Annotated in this window: 24 protein-coding genes; 17 read left to right on the forward strand and 7 right to left on the reverse strand. The window is 47.4% G+C overall.

Annotation, left to right across the window (positions count from 1 at the left end; translation table 11 throughout):
• Positions 1-75 precede the first annotated feature (75 nt).
• The gene (locus HQN60_RS11320) at positions 76-1,083 is read right to left on the reverse strand and encodes an FIST N-terminal domain-containing protein (protein ID WP_173533746.1); all 1,008 of its coding nucleotides are present in this window, start codon (positions 1,081-1,083) and stop codon (positions 76-78) included.
• An 82-nt stretch (positions 1,084-1,165) separates the two neighbouring features.
• Between HQN60_RS11320 and HQN60_RS11325 the strand changes: the two genes are divergently transcribed.
• The 5 genes from HQN60_RS11325 (at position 1,166) to HQN60_RS11345 (ending at position 7,397) form a co-directional block, all read left to right on the forward strand.
• Positions 1,166-1,651 carry a glutathione peroxidase gene (locus tag HQN60_RS11325; protein WP_173533747.1) on the forward strand — a complete coding sequence of 162 codons (486 nt, stop codon included), beginning with the start codon at positions 1,166-1,168 and terminating at the stop codon, positions 1,649-1,651.
• Between the two features lie 158 nt (positions 1,652-1,809).
• Positions 1,810-2,964 carry a glutamine-hydrolyzing carbamoyl-phosphate synthase small subunit gene (gene carA / locus HQN60_RS11330; protein WP_254456620.1) on the forward strand — a complete coding sequence of 385 codons (1,155 nt, stop codon included), beginning with the start codon at positions 1,810-1,812 and terminating at the stop codon, positions 2,962-2,964.
• 126 nt (positions 2,965-3,090) lie between these two features.
• Complete coding sequence (gene carB, locus HQN60_RS11335) at positions 3,091-6,312, forward strand: carbamoyl-phosphate synthase large subunit (protein WP_173533748.1); 3,222 nt, start codon at positions 3,091-3,093, stop codon at positions 6,310-6,312.
• Positions 6,313-6,411: 99 nt separating this feature from the next.
• Entirely contained in the window at positions 6,412-6,894 is a 483-nt protein-coding gene (gene greA / locus HQN60_RS11340; protein WP_173533749.1) for a transcription elongation factor GreA, read from the forward strand.
• 68 nt (positions 6,895-6,962) lie between these two features.
• Entirely contained in the window at positions 6,963-7,397 is a 435-nt protein-coding gene (locus tag HQN60_RS11345; protein ID WP_173533750.1) for a DUF4149 domain-containing protein, read from the forward strand.
• Positions 7,398-7,422: 25 nt separating this feature from the next.
• Here HQN60_RS11345 and yhbY read toward each other — a convergent pair whose 3' ends face one another.
• Positions 7,423-7,743: a ribosome assembly RNA-binding protein YhbY gene (gene yhbY / locus HQN60_RS11350; RefSeq protein ID WP_173533751.1), complete on the reverse strand. Its 321-nt coding sequence runs from the start codon at positions 7,741-7,743 to the stop codon at positions 7,423-7,425.
• Positions 7,744-7,784: 41 nt separating this feature from the next.
• Here yhbY and HQN60_RS11355 point away from each other — a divergent pair, with 41 nt between their 5' ends.
• From HQN60_RS11355 to glmM, 4 genes are all read left to right on the forward strand, one after another.
• Positions 7,785-8,408 carry an RlmE family RNA methyltransferase gene (locus HQN60_RS11355; protein WP_173534696.1) on the forward strand — a complete coding sequence of 208 codons (624 nt, stop codon included), beginning with the start codon at positions 7,785-7,787 and terminating at the stop codon, positions 8,406-8,408.
• A gap of 53 nt (positions 8,409-8,461) precedes the next feature.
• Complete coding sequence (ftsH, locus tag HQN60_RS11360; protein ID WP_173533752.1) at positions 8,462-10,378, forward strand: ATP-dependent zinc metalloprotease FtsH; 1,917 nt, start codon at positions 8,462-8,464, stop codon at positions 10,376-10,378.
• A 71-nt stretch (positions 10,379-10,449) separates the two neighbouring features.
• A complete protein-coding gene (gene folP, locus HQN60_RS11365; RefSeq protein ID WP_173533753.1) occupies positions 10,450-11,274 on the forward strand; it encodes a dihydropteroate synthase in 825 nt (274 codons plus the stop codon).
• Between the two features lie 26 nt (positions 11,275-11,300).
• A complete protein-coding gene (gene glmM / locus HQN60_RS11370) occupies positions 11,301-12,659 on the forward strand; it encodes a phosphoglucosamine mutase (RefSeq protein ID WP_173533754.1) in 1,359 nt (452 codons plus the stop codon).
• On the opposite strand, the gene HQN60_RS11375 is transcribed toward glmM, so the two are convergent.
• From HQN60_RS11375 to pstS, 5 genes are all read right to left on the reverse strand, one after another.
• Positions 12,660-14,240, reverse strand: a complete 1,581-nt coding sequence (locus HQN60_RS11375) for a methyl-accepting chemotaxis protein (protein ID WP_173533755.1) — start codon at positions 14,238-14,240, stop codon at positions 12,660-12,662. It lies immediately after the preceding gene.
• Positions 14,241-14,421: 181 nt separating this feature from the next.
• The gene (gene pstB / locus HQN60_RS11380; protein ID WP_173533756.1) at positions 14,422-15,189 is read right to left on the reverse strand and encodes a phosphate ABC transporter ATP-binding protein PstB; all 768 of its coding nucleotides are present in this window, start codon (positions 15,187-15,189) and stop codon (positions 14,422-14,424) included.
• Positions 15,190-15,215: 26 nt separating this feature from the next.
• Entirely contained in the window at positions 15,216-16,067 is an 852-nt protein-coding gene (gene pstA / locus HQN60_RS11385) for a phosphate ABC transporter permease PstA (protein WP_173533757.1), read from the reverse strand.
• 9 nt (positions 16,068-16,076) lie between these two features.
• Entirely contained in the window at positions 16,077-17,033 is a 957-nt protein-coding gene (pstC, locus tag HQN60_RS11390) for a phosphate ABC transporter permease subunit PstC (protein ID WP_173533758.1), read from the reverse strand.
• Between the two features lie 109 nt (positions 17,034-17,142).
• Complete coding sequence (gene pstS / locus HQN60_RS11395; RefSeq protein ID WP_173533759.1) at positions 17,143-18,183, reverse strand: phosphate ABC transporter substrate-binding protein PstS; 1,041 nt, start codon at positions 18,181-18,183, stop codon at positions 17,143-17,145.
• Between the two features lie 308 nt (positions 18,184-18,491).
• On the opposite strand from pstS, the gene tpiA reads away from it, so the two are divergent.
• The 8 genes from tpiA (at position 18,492) to nuoF (ending at position 24,201) form a co-directional block, all read left to right on the forward strand.
• Positions 18,492-19,202, forward strand: a complete 711-nt coding sequence (gene tpiA, locus HQN60_RS11400; RefSeq protein ID WP_173533760.1) for a triose-phosphate isomerase — start codon at positions 18,492-18,494, stop codon at positions 19,200-19,202.
• 36 nt (positions 19,203-19,238) lie between these two features.
• Positions 19,239-19,556 (forward strand): preprotein translocase subunit SecG, encoded by a 318-nt coding sequence (gene secG, locus HQN60_RS11405; RefSeq protein WP_173533761.1) that lies wholly within the window; start codon positions 19,239-19,241, stop codon positions 19,554-19,556.
• Between the two features lie 172 nt (positions 19,557-19,728).
• Entirely contained in the window at positions 19,729-20,097 is a 369-nt protein-coding gene (gene ndhC, locus HQN60_RS11410; protein ID WP_173533762.1) for an NADH-quinone oxidoreductase subunit A, read from the forward strand.
• A gap of 5 nt (positions 20,098-20,102) precedes the next feature.
• Positions 20,103-20,573, forward strand: a complete 471-nt coding sequence (locus HQN60_RS11415) for a NuoB/complex I 20 kDa subunit family protein (RefSeq protein ID WP_173533763.1) — start codon at positions 20,103-20,105, stop codon at positions 20,571-20,573.
• Between the two features lie 32 nt (positions 20,574-20,605).
• Positions 20,606-21,181, forward strand: a complete 576-nt coding sequence (locus HQN60_RS11420) for an NADH-quinone oxidoreductase subunit C (RefSeq protein ID WP_254456720.1) — start codon at positions 20,606-20,608, stop codon at positions 21,179-21,181.
• Positions 21,171-22,427, forward strand: coding sequence for an NADH-quinone oxidoreductase subunit D (locus tag HQN60_RS11425; protein WP_173533765.1), 1,257 nt, complete (start codon positions 21,171-21,173; stop codon positions 22,425-22,427). Before HQN60_RS11420 ends, HQN60_RS11425 begins: the two co-directional genes overlap by 11 nt.
• Positions 22,427-22,915: an NADH-quinone oxidoreductase subunit NuoE gene (nuoE, locus tag HQN60_RS11430; RefSeq protein WP_173533766.1), complete on the forward strand. Its 489-nt coding sequence runs from the start codon at positions 22,427-22,429 to the stop codon at positions 22,913-22,915. The genes HQN60_RS11425 and nuoE overlap by 1 nt, the downstream gene beginning before the upstream one ends.
• A complete protein-coding gene (gene nuoF, locus HQN60_RS11435) occupies positions 22,915-24,201 on the forward strand; it encodes an NADH-quinone oxidoreductase subunit NuoF (protein ID WP_173533767.1) in 1,287 nt (428 codons plus the stop codon). The genes nuoE and nuoF overlap by 1 nt, the downstream gene beginning before the upstream one ends.
• Positions 24,202-24,227: the final 26 nt, after the last annotated feature.

The raw sequence follows: 24,227 nt of genomic DNA on the forward strand, positions 1-24,227 counted from the left end.
GGCTGTAGTTGCTCGCAGTCAATCGGCTTGGGCCAATTTTGCTTTGCATTGTGGGTTGGTTTTTGCTGGGTTGGTTTAGTCAAAAAGTGCAATGACCACGCTATTGTCAACTACTTGGTTGCTTTTGGCGAGCGGTACAATCTGGCCATTGCCGTAAAATCCAGCAAAGGGCACGCCCGGTAAGGCGCAGCGAATCGCCGACCAATCCGGTTCGTGTAAACCATTGCCGGCAATCACCCGGCGGTGCCCTGAAATGACTAAAGCCCATTTGGGTTGTCGTTTTCCGGCAAGGCGCCGCATCAATTGGAGCCCTAGGTCATGGCTGGCCGATTGGCTGTCAAAGTGCCCCCAACACAATTGCATCGCTGGTGGTGCGGCATGCGCGAGCATGACCGATTGTTTGCGCTCATCTACCCCAATCACCGGAATCCATGTGGTGTGAGTGCCGTCGTTCAGGCCCGCCATTAGGTGGTGTAAGGGGTGTAGGTTTAGCCAAGGTTTGAGGGTGAGATAAGCGGGCTGATGCTCAAGGCTGTCGAGCATCAGCCCGTTGCTGGCGGTGATGGTATAAAACGGGCTGAGTGCTTGAAAGCCTTGCGAGACGATGATGTCGCGTGGGGTGAGCGGGGTTTGGATAAATCCAGTGTGCGGGCGGCCTTGTTGCCAGATGGCGTAAGCACCTTGGCCGGTGGCATCCCCAGCAATGCCGCCAAAGCGCCGACCGCCTTGATTGAGCCAGTGCGAATTGATGGTGTTCGGTGCGGCCAATGAAAAATAATCGCTACTGCTTGGGCGCTGCATTTGCGCGGGTAGCACCAGCGCGGCAGCAGCGGGGGCGTCGAGCGACCAATCTTGATCACTAAATACGCCCGCGGCACTGGCGCCAAAAATGTCAAAGCTGCCAGTCACTTGCGTGACCGCTCGTAAGCAATTGCTGATATCGTGCTGAAAGTGCATCGATAAAAACAAATAAATTGAGCCCGCTTGGCTGAGTCCGCCGCGTGCCATGGCCGCGCTGACTGCGGCAATCGCCACTTGCGGCGTAGGCCGTGGGCCGTGAGCGTAGCCACTGGCAATGTGCATAGGTGGTCCTTGGTGGCGATATGAGCTGGGGCTGAGTTTAAGTCCAGCGACAATACACGCAATAAGAATAAACGAGTAAGCGATGCAAAGTATTTATGATTTTTCTGTCACAACGTTGTCAGGTCAAGTGCAGCCGATGGCGGATTTTCGTGGGCAAGTGTTGCTGATTGTGAATGTGGCCAGTGCCTGTGGGTTTACGCCGCAATATGCCGATTTGCAGCAGCTCTATCAGCAGTATCGTGAGCGCGGTTTGCTGGTGCTGGGCTTCCCGTGTAATCAGTTTGGCGGGCAAGAGCCCGGTAGTGCCACTGAGATTGCCCAGTTTTGCCAATTGCGCTTTGCGGCTGATTTTCCGATGTTTGCCAAGATTGAAGTCAATGGCCCTCGGGCTGAACCCTTGTTTACTTACTTAAAGCAGCAACAAGCGGGGTTTTTGCGTTTAGGTCGGATTCATTGGAATTTCACCAAGTTTTTAGTCGATCGCGAAGGGCGCGTGGTGGGGCGATTTGCGCCGCATCAAAAAGTCAGCGCTTTGGTGGCGCAAGTTGAAAGCTTGCTTGGTAAATAAGCGTGCGGCGAATTGATTGGCATTGATGGGAAAGGGCTTTTAGGGTAGAATTCGGCCAATTTTGTATGTGTGAAACGGGGTGGGGCAACCTTATCCCGTTTTTCTACGCCTACGCCACCGATTTTGACTTATTGGGCGCAATGCCCTGGAGCCGCCCCGTGTCTACGACAGTTCCCACGCCAGCCGCTAGCCCTGCCATTTTGGCCCTTGCCGATGGCACTATTTTTCATGGAATTTCTATTGGTTCTGATGGTGAAACCCTTGGTGAGGTGGTATTTAATACCTCAATGACGGGTTATCAAGAAATCTTAACCGACCCTTCTTATACCAAGCAGATTGTTACGCTGACTTACCCGCATATTGGTAATTACGGTGTTAACCCAGAAGACGCTGAAAGCCGCGCAGTTTTTGCTGAAGGCTTGATTATTCGCGATCTACCTCTGCTGCATTCTAACTTTCGCTCGACAATGAGCTTGGGGGAGTATCTCAAGCAAAACAACGTCGTGGCTATTGCTGATATCGATACCCGTAAATTAACCCGTATTTTGCGTGAGAAAGGCGCTCAGCCAGGTTGCATCGTGACTGGCGAAAATATCGATGAAGCTGCGGCAGTCGCTAAAGCCAAATCGTTTGGCTCAATGGCCGGCCAAGACTTAGCCAAAGTGGTGACGTGCGATAAAGCCTTTGAATGGTCAACTGCCGAATGGAAATTAGGCGTTGGTTATACCGTGCAATCGAATCCACGTTTTCACGTGGTCGCTTATGACTACGGTGTGAAACACAATATCCTGCGTATGTTGGCTGAACGTGGTTGCAAACTGACTGTGGTACCAGCGCAAACGCCTGCGGCTGACGTGTTGGCGCTCAATCCAGACGGCGTGTTCTTGTCGAACGGCCCTGGCGATCCTGAGCCATGTGATTACGCCATCAGCGCGATTCAAACCTTGTTGACCAAAAAGCTGCCAATTTTTGGTATTTGCTTGGGCCATCAGTTACTCGGTTTGGCTGCTGGCGGTAAAACCAGCAAAATGAAATTTGGTCACCACGGTGCCAACCATCCAGTGCAAGATTTGGATAGCAAGCATGTGATGATTACCAGTCAGAATCATGGCTTTCAAGTGGATGAAACCAGCTTGCCGGCTAACGTTCGCGTAACGCATCGCTCGTTGTTTGATGGCACGGTGCAAGGGATTGAATTGACCGATACGCCGGCATTTTCATTCCAAGGCCACCCAGAAGCCAGCCCAGGTCCACACGATGTGGCGTACTTGTTTGATAAGTTTATTGCGCAAATGGCAGAGCGTAAGGCTTAAGTGGCGTTGCCGAGTAAGCCTGCTCAATCAAACTGATTAATCCACGTAGTTAATAAAGGAGCTAGGTGTTGCGCGATTAAAAGTTGAGGTGAAAACCACCTTTTAACGCGCAAACCTGACAGCACAATGCCAAAACGTACCGACCTTAAAAGCATATTGATTATTGGCGCTGGCCCGATTGTGATCGGCCAAGCGTGTGAATTTGACTACTCTGGCGCGCAAGCTTGTAAAGCGCTGCGCGAAGAGGGTTACAAAGTCATTTTGGTGAATAGCAATCCTGCCACCATCATGACCGACCCGAATATGGCCGATGTGACTTACATCGAGCCAATTACGTGGCAAGTGGTAGAAAAAATCATCGAGAAAGAGCGCCCAGATGCGATCTTGCCGACGATGGGTGGCCAAACCGCGCTGAACTGTGCACTCGATTTGTGGCACCACGGCGTACTCGACAAATACAACGTTGAATTAATTGGCGCAACGCCAGAAGCCATCGACAAGGCTGAAGATCGTCAAAAATTTAAAGTGGCGATGGATAAGATTGGTCTGGGTTCGGCGCGTTCAGGGATTGCGCATAGCTTAGAAGAATCATTGGCGGTGCAAGCGCAAGTGGGCTTTCCGACGATTATTCGTCCATCGTTCACGATGGGTGGCTCGGGCGGTGGTATTGCCTACAATATGCAAGAATTTATCGAGATCTGTACCCGCGGTCTTGACCTCTCGCCAACCAAAGAATTGTTGATTGAAGAATCGCTCTTGGGCTGGAAAGAATATGAGATGGAAGTGGTTCGTGATAAGAACGACAACTGCATCATTATCTGCTCGATTGAAAACTTAGACCCAATGGGCGTGCATACCGGTGACTCAATCACGGTTGCGCCAGCGCAAACGCTGACGGACAAAGAATACCAAATCATGCGTAATGCATCGATTGCGGTATTGCGTGAAATCGGCGTGGATACCGGCGGCTCGAACGTGCAGTTCTCGGTTAATCCTGCTGATGGCCGTTTGATTGTGATCGAAATGAACCCCCGTGTTTCGCGTTCAAGCGCGTTGGCGTCAAAAGCAACCGGCTTCCCGATTGCGAAAGTCGCCGCCAAATTGGCTGTGGGTTATACGCTGGATGAGCTTAAAAACGAAATTACGGGTGGCAAAACTCCAGCGTCGTTTGAGCCTTCAATCGATTACGTGGTGACTAAAATCCCACGTTTCGCGTTCGAGAAATTCCCGCAAGCTAATGATCGCCTAACGACACAAATGAAGTCGGTGGGTGAGGTGATGGCTATTGGCCGTACCCAACAAGAATCATTGCAAAAAGCATTGCGTGGTCTTGAAACTGGCATGTCAGGTTTTGACGAAATTTGCACTGATCGTATGAAAATCGAATCAGAAATCGCAACGCCAGGTCCAGAGCGTCTGTGGTATGTGGCGGATGCCTTCCGCGTTGGTTTGTCGATGGCTGAAATTCATGAAATTTCAAAAATTGACCCGTGGTTCTTGGTGCAAATCGAAGATTTGCTCAAGGATGAAGCGGCCTTGCGCGGTCGTTCAGTAGATAGCCTGACTAAAGCCGAATTCCGCAAATTAAAACGCAAAGGTTTCTCGGATCGCCGTTTGGGTACTTTGCTCGGTTGCGATCAAAATGCCGTGCGTAAAGCGCGTCACGCATTTGGTGTTCGCCCAGTGTATAAGCGTGTAGATACTTGTGCTGCTGAGTTTGCGAGCGATACTGCGTATATGTATTCGACTTACGAAGAAGAATGCGAAGCTGCGCCGACCAACAAAAAGAAAGTAATGATTTTGGGCGGTGGCCCGAACCGCATTGGTCAAGGTATTGAGTTTGATTATTGCTGCGTGCATGCTGCTCTGGCTTTGCGCGAAGATGGTTACGAAACCATTATGGTCAATTGCAATCCAGAAACCGTTTCAACCGATTACGATACGTCTGATCGTTTGTATTTCGAGCCATTAACGCTGGAAGACGTGCTCGAAATCGTTGCGGTTGAAAAACCATTTGGCGTGATTGTGCAGTACGGTGGTCAAACGCCATTGAAATTGGCGCGCGCTTTAGAAGCGAACGGTGTGCCAATTGTCGGTACCAGCCCAGACATGATCGACGCAGCGGAAGATCGCGAGCGTTTCCAAAAACTATTGCAAGACTTGCAATTGCGTCAACCGCCTAACGCGACAGCACGTACTGAGCAAGATGCCTTGCATTTGGCACGTGAGTTGGGTTATCCATTGGTGGTTCGTCCATCGTATGTATTGGGTGGCCGCGCGATGGAAATCGTGCATTCAGATAAAGATCTTGAGCGCTATATGCGCGAAGCGGTGAAAGTATCGAATGATTCTCCTGTGCTGCTTGATCGCTTCTTGAACGACGCGATTGAAGTGGATGTGGATGCCATTTCTGATGGTACTGATGTCATCATCGGCGGCATTATGGAGCATATCGAACAAGCTGGTGTTCACTCCGGTGACTCTGCATGCTCATTGCCACCGTATTCGCTCTCGAAAGAATTGCAAGACGAATTGCGTCGTCAAACCGTGTTGATGGCCAAAGGCTTGAACGTTGTTGGTTTGATGAATGTGCAATTTGCGATTCAAGGTAAGGGTGATGAAGCCAAGGTGTTTGTGCTGGAAGTGAATCCACGTGCTTCACGTACCGTGCCATACGTATCCAAAGCCACCAGCGTGGCGTTAGCAAAAGTGGCTGCGCGTTGTATGGTGGGCCAGTCTTTGGTGTCGCAAGGCGTGACGGTTGAAGTGATTCCACCGTACTACTCGGTGAAAGAAGCGGTATTCCCATTCGCAAAATTCCCTGGTGTGGATTCAATTTTGGGTCCAGAAATGAAGTCAACCGGCGAAGTCATGGGCGTGGGTACGACTTTTGCTGAAGCGTTTGTGAAATCACAATTGGCAGCAGGTGTGGTATTGCCGACACAAGGTAGTGTGTTTATTTCGGTGCGCGAAGGTGATAAACCTGCAGCGATTGAATGCGCCACCATTTTGGCCAAACTTGGCTTTAAGGTGTTGGCAACTAAGGGTACTGCTGCTGTGATTGCCGCTGCGGGTGTTGCGGTAACTGCAGTGAATAAGGTGACTGAAGGTCGTCCGCATGTCGTTGATATGATCGTTAATGGTCAGGTTGGTATGATCTTTAATACTGTCGATGAGCGTCGCCAAGCGATTCAAGATAGTTACTCGATTCGTCATGAAGCGTTGAAGGCCAAGTTGCCGGTGTTCACGACCATTGCTGGTGCAAAAGCGGCCTGCGTGGGGATTCGTGATATGAAAGAATTGAACGTTTATAGTTTACAAGACTTGCATCTGCAGTTAAATAACTGATAACGTATTGCACTTCAAGTGAAGCCGCCGTTCCAGATTGGGATGGCGGCTCTTGTTTTTATTGGTGGTGGCGATGTCATTACTAAGTGGAGAAAAAGTATGGTTAAGGTCCCACTCACAGTGGTTGGTGCTGAAAGGCTTAAAGTTGAGTTGGCGCACTTAAAAAGTGTAGAGCGTCCGACTGTGATTGCTGCGATCGCCGAAGCGCGCTCGCATGGCGATTTGTCAGAAAATGCCGAGTATGATGCGGCCAAAGAAAAGCAAGGCTTTGTTGAAGGGCGTATTGCTGAGTTGGAAGCGAAGTTGTCCAATGGACAAATTATTAATCCAAAAGATTTGGAAGAAACCGCCGAAGGTCGCATTGTGTTTGGCGCAACGATTTTGCTGCAAGATTTGGAAAGTGAAGCTGAAGTGACTTACCAAATTGTTGGTGATGATGAGGCGGATATTAAAGCCGGTAAAATCTCCGTATCAAGCCCGATTGCGCGTGCTTTGATTGGTAAATATGCCGAAGATGTGGCGGAAGTGATGGCGCCGGGTGGCATTCGTGAGTATGAAATTTTGGCAGTAAAATACATCTAAACTACGCGGAGATAGGGTGGGTATATGTGTGAGGCTTATTGCACACCGATGCGCCATTCATATACGTCATGGCTAATGGACTAAAGAATGTACTGACCACCCTTTGGATTGGTGGGATGTGGATTATCGGCATGGTCGTTGCGCCCGCCTTATTCACTAGTTTAGATAAAGCCGTTGCCGGGATGGTGGCGGGGAAGTTGTTTTATGTGATTGGCTGGATCGGGATTGTCGCTGGGGTATTTTTGGCAATCTGGCAGATTTGGTTTAATGGCCTTAGCGCATTTAAAAGTCTGCGGTTGTGGCTGATTTTGAGTATGTTGCTGTGTACACTGATTAATCAGTTTGCGATTTTTCCGTTGATCGCCGAATTAAAGCCCGTGGTAAGTAATGCCGCAGAGGGTATGTTTGGTGGTGGTTTGGCGCAGTGGCATACCATTTCAAGTTTGATTTATTTAATGCAGAGCATTTTTGGCCTAGTGTATATATGGTCTAGCGAGCATTAAAAAGGGCGGCTAAGCCGCCCCTGTTTTATTTTGCTACCTTTTTTGGCTTAGGCAGTAAGATTTTCGGTTTGTCAGTATTGCTTGGGCGGAAAATAAGCAGCAGTTTGCCTAAGTGTTGCACTGGGCAAGCACCAAGATCAGCACAGATTTTTTCCATAAACTGAACCCGCGCTTCGCGATCGTCGCCCAATACGCGAACCTTAATTAGCTCGTGCGCATCTAAATTGACCGCAATTTCGCGCATCACAGCGTCGGTCAAGCCTGAGCTACCAATCATCACGACCGGATTGAGATGGTGCGCTAAGCTACGCAAATGTCGGCATTGATCTGCAGTGAGTTGTAGCATGAGATTAACCTTAAAAACCTTGAAATAACCGGATAGTTTACCTGATGGCTCGTTCTAATTCCAGTAATGTATGGCTACAAGAGCATGTTAATGACCACTATGTACAGATGGCCAAAAAAGATGGCTATCGTGCACGTGCTGCTTATAAGCTCATCGAAATTGATGAGAAAGATAAATTACTTAAGCCCGGTATTTGGGTGGCCGACTTGGGTGCTGCGCCAGGCAGTTGGTGTCAAGTTGCGGCTAAAAAAGTAGGGCCGCATGGGCGTGTGTTTGCGCTAGATATTTTAGAAATGGACCCGATTCGTGGCGTTGAATTTGTACAAGGCGATTTTCGTGAGGATGAAGTCTTGGCTGAGTTTAGCGCTTTGCTAAATGGCCGCCAGTTAGACCTTGTCATTTGTGATATTGCCCCCAATATAACGGGTAATGCCGATACGGATCAGGCTCGTAGTATGTATTTGTGCGAGCTGGCTTTGGAATTTGCACGTGAACAATTGAAGCCCGGCGGTCATTTATTGGTTAAAGTGTTTCAAGGTTATGGATTTACCGAGTATATGAGCGCGATGCGTGAAACTTTTGCGTCGGTTGTGACTCGAAAACCAAAGGCTTCACGTGATCGTAGTCCCGAAGTCTATTTATTGGGTAAACAAAAAAAGTCCTAAACAGGTAAAATGTTTTCATCATCCCTCGTTTTGGGAAACTCAGGAGCAAAGCCTTGAATAATCTCGGCAAGAATATCGCCATTTGGCTCGTCGTTGGCTTAGTGCTGATGACGGTATTTAATCAATTTTCTAAGCATCAAGATGGCTCGACTCAAATCCCGTATTCGCAGTTTATGACGGATGTTGAGCAAGGCCGTATTGCTAGTGCTGAAATCGAAGGTAATCCTTTACGTGGTCAATTGATTCGCGGTAAAAAAGCCGATGGGGCAGGTTATTCCACCTTGGCGCCATTTGATTACCGTTTGGTTGATACGCTAATTAAATATAATGTGAAGTTTTCTGCCAAGGCCGAAGAAGAGCAAGGTCTATTGATGAGTTTGCTTGTCAATTGGGCGCCAATGTTGTTGCTGATCGGCGTTTGGATCTTCTTTATGAATAAGATGCAAGGCGGCGGTAAAGGCGGTGCTTTTAGCTTTGGTAAATCAAAAGCCAAAATGCTGGATGAAAACAATAATTCGGTGACTTTTGCGGATGTTGCCGGTTGCGACGAAGCCAAAGAAGAAGTCTCTGAAATCGTTGATTATTTGCGTGACCCTAGCAAGTATCAAAGTTTAGGTGGCCGCATGCCTTGCGGGATCTTGCTGGTAGGTTCTCCAGGTACTGGTAAAACCTTGCTGGCGAAAGCGATTGCTGGTGAAGCAAAAGTGCCATTTTTCTCGATTTCGGGTTCTGATTTTGTTGAAATGTTTGTCGGTGTTGGTGCCGCACGCGTTCGCGACATGTTTGAAAACGCCAAGAAAAATGCGCCGTGTATCATCTTTATTGATGAAATTGATGCGGTAGGTCGTCAGCGCGGTGCGGGTATGGGCGGCGGCAATGATGAGCGCGAGCAAACATTAAACCAAATGCTGGTTGAAATGGACGGCTTTGAAGGCAATTCAGGCATTATCGTTATCGCCGCAACCAATCGTCCCGATGTACTTGATCCTGCTTTGTTGCGTCCAGGTCGTTTTGACCGACAAGTTACCGTGTCTTTGCCGGATATTCGTGGCCGTGAGCAGATTCTGGCGGTTCATATGCGTAAAGTGCCGATCGCGAATGATGTTGATGCATCGATTATTGCTCGCGGTACACCAGGCATGTCGGGTGCTGATTTGGCTAACTTGGTCAATGAAGCCGCGCTGTTTGCAGCACGACGCGCGAAGCGCTTGGTTGATATGGCCGACTTTGAGTCAGCAAAAGACAAAATTTACATGGGTCCAGAGCGTCGTAGCATGGTTATGACTGAAGAAGATCGTCGTGCAACGGCGTATCACGAATCAGGTCATGCGGTCGTTGCTGAAATGCTGCCGGGTACTGATCCGGTGCATAAAGTGACCATCATGCCACGCGGTCGAGCTTTAGGTTTGACTTGGCAATTGCCTGAGCGTGATAGTTTTTCTCTGTATAAAGATCAAATGCTAAATCGTTTGGCGATTTTGTTTGGTGGTCGTGTTGCGGAAGACTTATTTATTCATCGTATTTCGACTGGTGCGTCGAATGACTTTGAGCGTGCCACCGGTATGGCGCGTGATATGGTGACTCGCTACGGGATGACTGAGAAATTAGGCCCAATGGTTTATGGCGATAATGAAGGCGAGGTGTTTTTAGGTCGTTCAGTGACGACACATAAAAATATGTCAGAAGCTACGATGCAGCAGGTTGATGCAGAGATTCGCCGAATTATTGATGAGCAGTATGCCGTTGCAGAGAAAATTCTTGAAGAAAACCGCGATAAAGTTGAAGCGATGACCAATGCTTTGATGGAGTGGGAAACGATTGATCGTGAGCAAGTGTTGGATATTATGGCTGGTCGTGAACCGCGTCCGCCGAAAAGCTTGCCACCACCACGCGTAACTGTCGCAGTAACGGGTGGCGATGCTACCCAAGGTGGTCAAGAAGTAACGACTACGCCAGCAACTGAAGCTTAATGCTGCATAGATTTATTGTCTGATTTTAAAAGGCGGCCTTGGCCGCCTTTTTTTGTTGATTGGGAGTGCCGATGAAATATTTTTCCTGTGGCCGGTTTAAGTTGGCCTTGGATCGTCCTTGGGTGATGGGTATTGTGAATGTGACCCCTGATTCATTTGTCGATGGCGGGCAATACGATACCTTGGTCCATGCAGTGGCGCATGCTGAGCGCTTATTGAAAGACGGTGCTGATATATTAGATATTGGTGGCGAGTCAACGCGCCCAGGTGCAGCTTTGGTCCCTGTTGAAGAAGAAATTCGCCGGGTGATTCCAGTGCTGCAGGCGCTGAGTAGCTTAAATGTTCCGTTGTCAATTGACACCCGTAAACCTGAAGTGATGCGGGCTGCAATTGATGCTGGCGTAGATTTGGTGAATGATATTAGTGCTCTAGAGGGTAGTGGCGCGATGGATGTACTGGCAGCAAGCCAGGTTGGTGTTTGTTTGATGCATAAGCAAGGTGAGCCGCAGACCATGCAAGATTCGCCGGTGTATGAAGACGTTGTTGCCGAGGTGGGGCTTTACTTGCAGCAGCGAATTGCATTGGCGATGAGTGCAGGTATTGCTGCTGAGCGTATCGTATTTGATCCTGGTTTTGGCTTTGGCAAAAGCTTGGCGCATAATGTGGCGCTATTTCAGTCGCTAGATTTATTGTGCACGCAATTATCACTGCCTTTGCTGGTGGGGGTTTCGCGAAAGAAAATGCTGGGTGAAATTACCGGCTATGCCGTTTCTGGTCGTGTACAGGCAAGTGTCGTTGCGGCATTGCTTGCGGTGCAGAAAGGTGCTGCCATTGTGCGTGTGCATGACGTAAGGGAAACGGTGGATGCTTTAAAATTGTGGAAAGCATTAAAATAATCTTATTACAAAATAGGTAGGGCATTATGGCGCGTAAATTTTTTGGTACAGATGGGGTGCGGGGCTTAGTGGGTGAGTATCCGATTACGCCTGATTTTGCGATGAAACTTGGGTTTGCTGCTGGGAAGGTATTTGCCGCAAATAGCACACGTAAAAATGGTGAGCATGCCGCCGTATTGATCGGAAAAGATACGCGCGTTTCTGGCTATATGCTTGAAGCTGCATTGCAAGCTGGCTTTAATGCCGCCGGCGTTGATGTGTACTTAACTGGCCCTTTGCCAACACCGGGTATCGCTTATTTGACCCGTGCGCTGCGTTTGTCGGCAGGGGTGGTTATTTCCGCGTCACATAATCCTTATCACGATAATGGGATTAAATTTTTCAGCGCATCAGGTGAGAAGCTGCCTGATGACGTTGAGCTCGCGATTGAAGCTGCGATTGAAGAAATCCAGCACTGCGTGCAATCAAAGCAAATTGGTAAATCTAAACGGATTGACGATGCTGCTGGTCGTTATATCGAATTTTGTAAATCAACCTTTCCCAATGAGCTCGATTTACGGGGTTTGAAATTGGTGGTTGATTGCGCACATGGCGCTACGTATCACATTGCGCCGCATGTATTTCATGAGCTGGGCGCTGAAGTGATTAGCATTGGTGTGAAACCAGATGGTTTCAATATCAATGATGAAGTCGGTGCAACACATCCAGAAACATTGCGGCTTAAAGTATTGTCTGAAGGTGCGCATTTTGGTATCGCACTCGATGGTGACGGTGATCGGCTGATTATGGTTGATCGCGATGGTACCATCGTCGATGGCGATCAATTGCTCTATGTGTTAGCGAGCCATCGTCAGCAAAAAGGTACTTTAGGTGCTGGCGTTGTGGGTACTTTGATGACGAATTTGGGCGTTGAAAATGCGCTGAAAGCCAAAGGGATTGGCTTTGTCCGAGCGAAAGTCGGTGATCGTTATGTGATGGAACAATTGAAGTTGAATAACTGGCTGGTCGGTGGTGAAGGCTCTGGGCATTTATTGTGTTTAGATAAGCATTCAACGGGTGACGGGATTGTTTCTGCCTTGCAAATTTTGCAGGCGCTACAAGAAAGCGATCAAACCTTGGCGGGTTTTTGCAAAGATTTGTCGCTATCTAAGCAAGTGCTGAAAAATGTTCGCATTGCAAAAGGTTTTGATTGTCACGCTTCTGAGAGCATTGCTGAGGCCGTTGCTGTTGCTGAAGCGGCGATGGGTAATGATGGGCGCGTATTGCTGCGCCCGTCAGGCACAGAGCCAGTGGTGCGTGTGATGGTTGAGCATGTCGACCCCGTTATCGCGCGCGAGTGGGCGGATAAAATCGCTGCAGTCGTTCAGGCTGAAGCACAAGAGTAATTACGTCGACGTTCGGAATGTGGCCATTGATCTTTCAAGTTTATTGGCCACATCTGCCAATTCTGCCATTTCCTGTTTGATTGCCTGACTGTCACTGTGCGTGTGATTAAGCCCGATGCTGATCGCACTAACTTGCTCAGCAATGGCCTGCGCTGCTGCCGTTTGCTGATCAACGGCGACGGCGATCGACTCCATCATATTGGCTACGCCTTCACTTTCGTTGCGAATTTGCGATAGGGAGCGTGACACCGTCTGACCGTGTTCGCTAAATTGCCCCAGGCATAAACTCGCCGCACTGATGGCATGACTCGTTACACTGGTATTGGTTTGTGTTTTTTTGAGGATGTCTTGGATGTTGCGAGTGGAAGCCGTGGTGTGTTGCGCCAATTTACGAACTTCATCGGCAACCACAGCAAATCCTCGACCAGATTCACCAGCACGTGCTGCTTCAATGGCGGCATTCAGAGCCAATAAATTAGTCTGATCGGCAATATCTTTGATTGTGGCGCTGGCAGTCACTATTTCACTAAATGAACGCGCCAGTGTCTGCATTTCAGTCTCGACTTGTACAAAATGCGATGATAAAGCCGAGAGGTTGTTGAGTGTAATTTGCCCCGCTTGATCCGCATTGCTCGTTGCGGCGAATGAAGATTGCGCGGTATTTGCAGCTTGCGCAGCCAATGTGCCAACATGCGCAATTGCACTGCTGAGCGTGGTGCTGGCGTGCCGAATATCATCTAATTGCAGTGATTGATCGTGCGTATTTTGGCTAACTGCATTCGATAAATCGCTAATTCGGTGGGTGTCAGCTCGAGTTGCTGTGGCCGCAATACTCGCTTGCGTAAGAACTTGCTGAAGTTGCTGTAGAAATTGGTTGATGGCGAGGCTCAATTGGCCAAGTTCGTCACGACTTTCAGGCATGCGCAATGTGATTTCACCTTCGTGCAGTCGTTGAGCGATTAATCCCATTTTGTGTAAAGTACTTTGCAAGCGCTTGGCAAAGCCCAGCTGAGAAATAATGATAATCAACCCTGCGCCGCCAATTGGAATGAGTACGCCCCAGATAAGTTGCTGAATATCTTGCTGGATGGTGGTTTCGCTGTGCTGTGCGTCACTCACAATTTGCCCTATTAATTGGCTGATCTGTTCAAGCAATGGCGACAAATCATTTCGATACAATTGTTCTGGTATTGTGATGGCATCTTCGGGGCTGGTTTCAGCAATTTTAATTGCGCTGCGAAATTGAGTTAGATAGCGCTGCCAATTTTGCTTGAGTGCTTGCTGCAAAGATTGCTGTTGAATCGGTGTGAGGGTAGGTGTTAATGCTTGTTGTAGGCTGTGGATTTGCTGTTCGGCTTGCTGTAATTGTGGCTCAGCATCAGGCGCCATGACGTCGAGCCGTGACAGTGTGAGCATGCTTGATTTCATTTGTGCGAGTTGAGCAATACTGGTTTGTTTTTGTTGGTTTTCTAAAAAATGCAATCTAAGGGTGTGTAGCTTCCAACTGCAGATGAGCGCCGCAGTGATGAGTGCGGCCAAGGTGATAGTGCTAACGTATTTAAGCTGTGTGGCAATCTTCATGTAACGGGCTTCGGTGTTCTGGCGTGAGGGTCCGTAGCATAAGTCGCTGCTGTTACACTAAAATGACAAATACATGCTTAGTACATGGGTATTTGCATATAGGCCTCGTCTATAAAGCGCTGTATCCATATACCCAACAAAAAAGGCCGCATAAGCGGCCTTTTTGATGACGGATGATGACTTAACCAAACTTACCTGTAATGTAGTCTTCAGTCGCTTTTACTTTTGGTGCGGTAAAGATCGTATCGGTTTCGTCCATTTCGATCATTTCACCCAAGTACATATACGCCGTGTAATCAGAAATACGTGCAGCTTGCTGCATATTGTGCGTCACAATGGCGATGGTGTAGTCTTTTTTGAGCTCATGAATGAGTTCTTCAACGTGTGCAGTTGAGATTGGGTCCAGTGCCGAAGTCGGTTCGTCGAGCAACAGAATCTCGGGTTTTACGGCAACGGCACGGGCGATGCAAAGACGTTGCTGCTGACCGCCAGAAAGACCAAGGCCTGATTGCTTAAGCTTGTCTTTAACTTCGTTCCACAGCGCGGCTTTAGTGAGCGCCCATTCAATGCGATCATCCATTTCTGATTTGCTGAGTGTTTCATAGAGCTTAACGCCGAATGCAACGTTGTCATAAATCGACATCGGAAATGGAGTTGGTTTTTGAAAAACCATGCCGACTTTGGCGCGCAGCATATTCAAGTCAACGCTAGATTCTAAAATATTTTGCCCATTGAGAATGATTTCACCTTCGGCACGCAATTTTGGATACAGGTCATACATCCGATTGAAAGTGCGTAATAAGGTCGACTTGCCGCAGCCAGAGGGGCCAATAAATGCGGTAACTTTGCCGGCTAAAATTTCCAAATTGATGTTTTTAAGTGCGTGAAAGTTGCCGTAGTAAAAATTCAAATTTTTGACTGTCAAGCCAGCTTTATGTTGAGTGCTCATGAATGATTGTCCGTTCAAAGTCTAAATTAGTGTTGTTTCGGTTGGCGAAGAATGACGCGGGCAATAATATTCATGCCGAGAACAAACAGGCCAATTAACAGTGCGCCAGCCCAAGCTAATTGATGCCATTCTGCGTAAGGACTCATCGCAAATTGGAAAATAACCACGGGTAAGTTCGCCATGGGTTGATTCATGTTTGAGTAGAACTGGTTGTTCAGTGCGGTAAATAACAGCGGTGCGGTTTCGCCCAAAATGCGAGCAATGGCCAGCAAAATGCCTGTCGCCACACCTGATTTTGCGGCTTTTAATGTAACAAACAACACCATTTTCCATTGTGGTGCACCAAGGGCGTAAGCCGCTTCGCGCATGGCGGTAGGCACTAAAAGTAGCATGTTTTCTGTGGTTCTAAGTACCACTGGAATAACCAAGATGGCCAAGGCAAATGAGCCAGCCCAGCCTGAAAAGTGCCCCACTTGCGTGACGTAAATTTCAAATACAAATAGGCCAATAACAATCGATGGCGCAGACAGCAAGATGTCGTTGATGAAACGAGTTGTTGGTGCTAACCAGCCTTTGTTACCAAATTCGGCCAGATAGGTGCCAGCCAAGATACCGATTGGCGTACCAATCAATACGCCCACTGCGGACATCTGCAAGCTACCCAAAATCGCATTTGCTAAACCACCTTGGCTGCCTGGGGCAGGGGTTGTTTGGGTAAATGTTTGCAATGTCAGGCCTGCAATCCCGTTAGAAAACAGGGTATACATAATCCAAAATAGCCAAAACAAGCCAAAGGCCATGGCAATCATTGAGAGGATCAGGCTGACGTTGTTAACGAGGCGACGACGTAGGTAAAGGTTAGGATTTAAATTATTCATGACCGATCCTTAAGAATGTGAGCCTTCATTGCGATTTAGGCGCAAGAGGAGCAGTTTAGAAAGGACCAAAACGACAAAGGTAATGAAGAACAGTAATAGGCCCAGTTCAATCAATGACGAGGTGTAAAGCTCACCATGTGCTTCGGTGAATTCATTGGCCAGCGTGGCTGAAATGGTCGTGGCAGGGTCGAACAATGAATTCATATCATTCATTGAGTTACCAATCACAAACGTAATTGCCATAGTTTCGCCAAGTGCGCGGCCGAGGCCAAGCATAATGCCGCCAATAATGCCGGTTTTGGTGTAGGGCACAACGATATTCCACACGACTTCCCAAGTGGTGCCGCCAAGGCCATATGCTGATTCTTTGAGTAGCGGTGGCACGACTTCAAAGACATCACGCATTACCGAGGTAACAAAGGGGATGACCATAATGGATAAGATTAAGCCGCCAGTAAACATGCCAATACCCATTGGAGGGCCATCAAACAAAGGACCTAAAATCGGTACGCCGGTGGTGACTTCGGTAATCCAAGGTTGGACATGGTCGGCAAATAGCGGTGCAAATACAAAAAGACCCCACATACCGTAAATAATTGATGGCACACCTGCGAGTAATTCAATACAAATGCCCAGTGGTCGACGCAACCATACTGGAGACAATTCGGTTAGAAAAATGGCAATACCAAAACTGATCGGTACAGCAACAACCAAGGCAATTGCTGAGGAGATTAATGTGCCTCGAATCGAAGGCCAGGCGCCAAATTGGTCGGTTACAGGGTTCCAGTCGCTTGAAGAGATAAAGCCAAGACCAAAGGCTTTGATGCTAGGTAGGGCGCCATAGAGCAAAGAAATAATAATGCCGCTCAATAGAGCAAGCACAAAGAAAGCAAAAAAACGGGTGCTATTAACAAAGAATGCATCTTGCAGTCGTTGTATTTTCATCCGTTGCGACATATTAGACATCAGTAATTCTCCGGTCCTCCAAAACTTAGAAACTAACAAGCACACTACTTATGGAGTGTGCTTGTTTTCTGCGCGCGAATTGTATCTCTGCGCAATTCAATCGGGGAAATTATTTCCAGATTGGATTTTTTCCGTCGTTCAATTGTGTTTTCCAGTTTGACTTGATCATTGCAACGACATTGTCTGGCATTGGAATGTAGTCCAGTTCAAGCGCGACTTTGTCTGCGTCCGCGCCATAAGCCCAGTCGAAGAATTTAAGTACTTCTACGCCTTGGGTTGGTTTGTCTTGTTTTTTGTGCATCAAAATGAATGTTGGGCTAGCAATAGGCCATGCATCTTTGCCTGGTGCATTGGTTGTTACAAGGAACATGCCCGTTGCGTTTTTCCAGTCGGCGCTGGCCGCGGCAGCTTTAAATGACTGTTCTGAAGGCTGAACAAATGCACCAGAGCTATTAGATAGTTGTGTGTGTGACAGTTTGTTTTGCTTGGCGTAAACAAACTCAACGTAACCGATAGCGCCTTTAATACGTTGTACGTAGTTGGCTACGCCTTCATTCCCTTTGCCGCCCACACCTGCTGGCCATTGCACTGAACTATTTGAGCCAACTTTTTCTTTCCACTCTGGTGAAACTTGCGATAGATAGTTCGTGAAGAGGAAAGTGGTGCCAGAACCGTCGGAGCGGCGTACAACTGTAATGTTTTGTGCTGGCAGGGCAACGCCAGGATTGAGTGCGACTACAGCTGGATCATTCCATTTTTTTACTTTGCCGAGGTAAATATCACTTAGCAAGGCTGCCGATAGTTTTAATTGACCAGGAGTAATGCCCGGAATGTTCACAACAGGAACAACGCCACCCAGTACGGTCGGGAATTGAAGTAAACCGTCTTTATCTAGGTCGGATGGTTTGAGTGGCATGTCTGTCGCGCCAAAATCAACCGTCTTTGCTTGAATTTGTTTGATGCCACCGCCTGAGCCGATAGATTGGTAGTTCATGCCGTTGCCGGTTTTTGCTTTGTACATCTCAGCCCATTTTGCATAGAGCGGGTACGGAAAGGTTGCACCTGCACCAGTAATGTCTGCTGCAATTACTTGGCTAAAAAGACCGGCAGTCAAACCTGCGGTAACGAGCATTTTGTGAACTAAAGTCATAATCAGTTAAATCCCTTGGGTTTGTCTGAGTGTGTATGTATTGAACAAGTCGCATCCTAATCGTTTAATGTTTCCGAATTATTACAAAAATCGATGTCTGATGTGTTGTGAAGGATTTTATTATTTAAAGCGTTGGTTTTTGTTGCGAAGCTGAGCATATGCGGGGGATGGGCGAATAAAGTTTATGGATAAGGTGGAGGATTTGCCTGCGGAAGGGGTTGATGACGTGGGCGGGTTTAGGCTTTAGCGTTTGACGTTGATTGGTTGGGAACGTTACCATTTCTACTGTTGATAGGGATAAAGTAAATATGGCAAAGCAACTGGTGGTGGGTAATTGGAAGCTGCATGGCAGTATTGGTCAGGTTAAGTCGGTTTTGGGGGAGATTGCCCAAGCTAAGCTACAGGCCAATGTGGGGGTCTGTGTCCCATATCCGTATGTGATGTTGGCAAGGCAGATTCTTCACAATACCCATGTGCAGTGTGGCGCTCAGGACGTTAGCCAGTATCACATCGGGGCATATACGGGTGAGGTGTCGTCGGGTATGCTGGCTGATATCGGGTGTGAGATGGTGATTGTTGGTCATTCTGAGCGTCGGCGATTATTTGGTGAGACGACAGAGCAAGCTGGTGTTAAAATGCGCGCTGCTCTAGATGCCGGCTTGTTTGGGATTTACTGTGTGGGTGAGTCCGCAGAGCAGCGACGTGAAGGTCGCGCAGAAGAAGTTGTTGCGGCTCAGTTACAGGTATTACAAAATTTACCAGTTGGATTGTATGCTGTGGCATACGAGCCATCTTGGGCTGTAGGTAGTGGCATGGTTGCCTCCAGTGAGCAGATTTCACCGATGCATGCATTGATTAAAAATCAATTAGATGAACGAGTTAAAGTTCTCTATGGCGGTAGTGTGAAGTCGAATAATGCAGAGTCAATTTTGGCTGTGCAGCATGTCGATGGGGTGTTGGTGGGGGGTGCAGCACTCTCCGCCTTCGAATTTGTAGAGATTTGCAAAGCGGCGCGCTGATGGTACAATTCACGTCGCTCTTGAAATGAGAAAATAATGGACTTTATTACCAGTTTAGTGCTTACCGTAAATGTGATTTCTGCTATCGCTGTCATTGTGTTGGTATTGATGCAGCATGGCAAAGGTGCTGATATGGGGGCTGCATTTGGTAGCGGATCGGCCGGTAGTGTGTTTGGTTCGAGTGGCTCAGCTAACTTTTTAAGCCGCAGTACTGGCATTTGTGCAACAGTTTTTTTTGTTACGTCGATGGCCTTGGTTTTATTGACCGCACCAAAACAAACTGCCTCAATTATGTCTACAGTTCAGCCTGCTGCAGTCGCATCTCAAGTTGAAGGGCAAAAAATTCCTGACTAAATCCATGCCATTGCATGTGGTTTTGTCGGTATATACTAAGTTTGGCAACTTTGATGTTGTGAGTTTGCTGACTTAGTGCTTCAAATACGCTGGGAAATCCCAGCGTTTCTATGTAATAAAAATAACAATAAGCTGTCTAGTCTTTTTGTAATACTCTGAACTGGGGATTTTCATGCTGCAAAACTATTTCCCCATCCTGCTTTTTCTGTTGGTTGGTTTACTGGTGGGTGTTGTTCCACTAGTGCTGGGCTACGGGGTGAGTAAGGTTTTGGGAACGGCTCGGCCAGATACAGCAAAAAACTCACCTTACGAATGTGGTTTTGAAGCATTCGAAGATGCGCGCATGCAGTTTGATGTGCGTTATTACTTGGTGGCCATTTTGTTTATCTTGTTTGATTTGGAAGTTGCATTTTTAGTTCCTTGGGCCGTTGTGCTTAAAGAATTAGGAATGTTCGGCTTTTTGTCGATGATGATTTTCTTGGCCATTCTGGTGGTCGGCTTCGTCTACGAATGGATGAAGGGCGCTCTAGAGTGGGAGTGAGACAAATGGAATCGCAAGAAAAAGGGTTTGTTACCACGACGGTGGATATGGTCATCAATAGTGCTCGTACGGGCTCGTTGTGGCCAATGACATTTGGTTTGGCCTGCTGTGCTGTTGAAATGATGCATGCGGGCGCTGCACGTTATGACTTGGATCGCTTTGGTGTTGTGTTTCGTCCTTCGCCACGGCAATCGGACTTAATGATTGTGGCAGGAACCTTATGCAACAAAATGGCACCTGCTTTACGTAAAGTTTACGATCAGATGCCAGAGCCGCGCTGGGTTATTTCAATGGGGTCCTGCGCCAATGGGGGTGGTTATTATCACTACTCATATTCTGTTGTGCGTGGTTGTGATCGCATTGTGCCGGTTGATGTTTATGTTCCTGGCTGTCCTCCGACAGCTGAAGCGCTCTTGTACGGCATTATTCAGCTGCAAAACAAGATTAAGCGTACCAATACCATTGCGCGCTCGTGAGGTGAACTGTGGCGAATAAGTTAGAAACGCTCATGGGTAGTCTGCGTGCTGTTTTGGGTGAGGCAAAAATTGCTTCGCTGAAAACCGCGCTGGATGAAGTGACGCTAGAAGTGCCAGCAAGTTTGTGGTCTGAAGTAGCTTTATTGCTGCGTGATGATCCACAACTGCAATTTGAGCAATTAATTGATGCCTGTGGTATTGATTATAGTACCTACAAAGATGGGGTATGGGAGGGCGCTCGCTTTGCGACGGTTTACCATTTGCTGTCGTACAAATACAATGTGCGCTTACGCGTAAGAGTTTTTTGTACTGATGATGCCTTTCCAATGGTGAATTCCGTGGTGGATGTTTGGCCTGCGATCAATTGGTTTGAGCGCGAATCATTCGACTTGTACGGAATCATTTATCAAGGCCACCCAGATCTGCGACGCTTGTTGACGGATTATGGCTTTGTAGGACACCCCTTCCGAAAAGATTTCCCATTGTCTGGCTTTGTTGAAATGCGTTATGACGCAGAGCAGGCACGTGTGATCTATCAAGCTGTAACCATCGAGCCGCGTGAAATAACACCGCGCATTATCCGCGAGGAGAACTACGGTGGCTGCTGAAATCCGTAATTACACATTAAATTTTGGTCCACAACATCCAGCAGCGCATGGTGTATTGCGTTTGGTGCTGGAGTTAGATGGTGAAGTGGTTGAGCGTGCTGATCCGCACATTGGTCTCTTGCATCGTGGTACTGAGAAATTAGCTGAAAGTAAAACTTACATCCAGTCATTGCCTTATATGGATCGTCTTGACTATGTGTCAATGATGTCTAATGAGCATGCTTACTGTATGGCTATTGAGAAGCTACTCAATTTAGACGTGCCAATTCGAGCTCAATATATTCGCGTTATGTTTGACGAAATTACGCGGATTTTGAATCATTTGTTGTGGATTGGTGCGCATGGTATTGACTGTGGCGCAATGACTATTTTCCTTTACGCTTTCCGTGAGCGTGAAGATTTGATGGACTGCTACGAGGCCGTATCTGGTGCTCGGATGCATGCAGCATATTATCGACCAGGTGGCGTGTATCGCGACTTGCCAGATGAAATGCCAAAATATCAAGCGTCTAAAATTCGCAATGCTGCAGCAATCAAGCGTATGAATTCAAATCGCGAAGGTAGCTTGCTTGATTTTATCGAAGACTTTACTAATCGATTCCCGAAATATGTTGATGAGTACGAAACTCTGTTAACAGACAATCGTATTTGGAAGCAACGTACGGTAGGTATCGGTGTTGTTTCGCCTGAGCGTGCATTGGCGTTGGGCTTTACCGGTGCGATGTTGCGCGGTTCTGGCGTTGAGTGGGATTTGCGTAAGAAGCAACCGTATGAAGTGTACGACAAGATGGATTTTGATATTCCAGTCGGCAAAAACGGTGATTGCTATGATCGTTATTTGGTTCGCGTTGAAGAAATGCGTCAATCAAACCGTATCATTAAGCAATGCGTGCAGTGGCTAAAAGAAAATCCAGGTCCGGTCATCACCACTAACCATAAAGTAGCACCGCCTTCTCGCGAGGGAATGAAGTCGAATATGGAAGACTTGATTCACCACTTTAAATTGTTCACTGAAGGTATGCATGTGCCTGAAGGTGAGGCGTATGCCGCAATTGAGCATCCAAAAGGTGAGTTTGGTATTTACATGGTTTCCGATGGTGCAAATAAACCATATCGAATGAAAATCAGAGCGCCTGGTTATGTACATTTGTCTGGTTTAGACGAAATGTCACGAGGACATATGATCTCTGACGTGGTGGCAATTATTGGTACACAAGATATCGTATTTGGGGAGATTGATCGCTAATGTCTTTACACAATCTTCTTTCCGTAGATTCAATTAAGCAAATTGATCGTGAAGTTGCTAAATACCCAGCAGAACAATCGCGTTCTGCGGTGATGGGCGCTTTACGAATTGCTCAGGTTGAAAAGCGCTCTTTATCGAATGAGTTGGTTGAAGCGATTGCGATTTATTTAAATATTGCACCGCTTGCCGCTTATGAAGTAGCGACTTTTTATAATATGTACGACATGAAGCCGGTTGGTAAGTACAAGCTTACGGTTTGTACAAATTTACCCTGTGCTTTGTCGGGTGGCTATACCACAGCTGAATATTTGAAACAAAAGTTGGGTATTGGTTTTAATGAAACAACTGCCGATGGTAAGTTCACTTTAAAAGAAGGTGAATGCATGGGGGCCTGTGGTTATGCACCTGTAATGTTGGTGAATAACCACAGCATGTGTAATCACATGACGCCAGAAGCCATTGATAAAAAACTGGCGGAGCTCGAATAATGACCGTCTATGTAAAAGGCGTCGTGTTCGAGGGCGTCGAATTTGAAGATCCAAATTGCTGGCACCTTGACGAATATGTTAAGCGTGGCGGTTATGCGGCGTTGAAAAAAATCATTAATGACAAAATCACTCAAGATGAAGTCATTGCTGAAATGAAAACTTCAGGCTTGCGCGGCCGTGGCGGTGCAGGTTTCCCTACTGGGTTGAAGTGGTCTTTCATGCCGCGCAGTTTTCCAGGACAAAAATATTTGGTATGCAATACCGATGAAGGTGAGCCTGGTACCTTTAAAGATCTCGATATTCAAGTGTATAACCCACATGCTCTGATTGAAGGCATGATTATTGGTGCTTACGCTATGGGTATTTCTGTTGGGTATAACTATATCCATGGCGAAATCTTTGAAGCCTATGAGCGTTTTGAAGTCGCACTTGAGCAAGCACGTGCTGCAGGCTTTTTAGGCGATAACATTTTAGGCTCTGACTTTAGTTTCCAGCTGCATGCGCATCATGGTTATGGCGCCTATATCTGTGGTGAAGAAACTGCATTGCTTGAATCATTGGAAGGTAAAAAAGGACAGCCGCGCTTTAAGCCACCGTTTCCTGCTTCTTATGGTTTATATGGCAAGCCAACAACAATTAATAACACCGAAACATTTGCCTCGGTACCGTACATTATCCGCGAAGGCGGCCAGAAATTCCTTGAGCTAGGTAAACCAAATAACGGTGGCACTAAATTATTCTCGGTTTCTGGTCATGTAAACCGCCCGGGTAATTATGAGATTCCACTTGGCACGCCATTTTCTGAATTATTAGAAATGTGTGGCGGCATGCGTGATGGCAAAAAATTGAAAGCGGTGATTCCTGGTGGCTCTTCTGCGCCAGTATTGCCTGCTGACATCATGATGCAATGTACGATGGATTACGATTCTATCGCTAAGGCCGGCTCAATGTTGGGTTCTGGCGCCGTAATCGTGATGGATGAAACAGTGAGTATGGTGAGTGCATTAGAGCGCTTGTCTTACTTCTATCACGAAGAATCATGTGGTCAATGCACACCTTGCCGTGAAGGTACAGGCTGGTTGTATCGTGTGGTGCATCGTATCGCGCATGGCGAAGGTCGTATGGAAGACCTCGATTTGCTATCGCGTGTTGGTGATAACATCGCTGGCCGCACAATTTGTGCGCTAGGTGATGCTGCAGTTTTCCCTGTGCGTGGAATGTTGAAACACTTCCGCCATGAATTCGAGGATTTGATTAATCAATCTCAGTCATCCAAGCCTTTGTAATTGGGTCGTCTGTAATTAGTCGAGTT

The organism is Deefgea piscis, from assembly GCF_013284055.1.
In the GTDB taxonomy this organism is placed as follows: Bacteria; Pseudomonadota; Gammaproteobacteria; order Burkholderiales; family Chitinibacteraceae; genus Deefgea; species Deefgea piscis.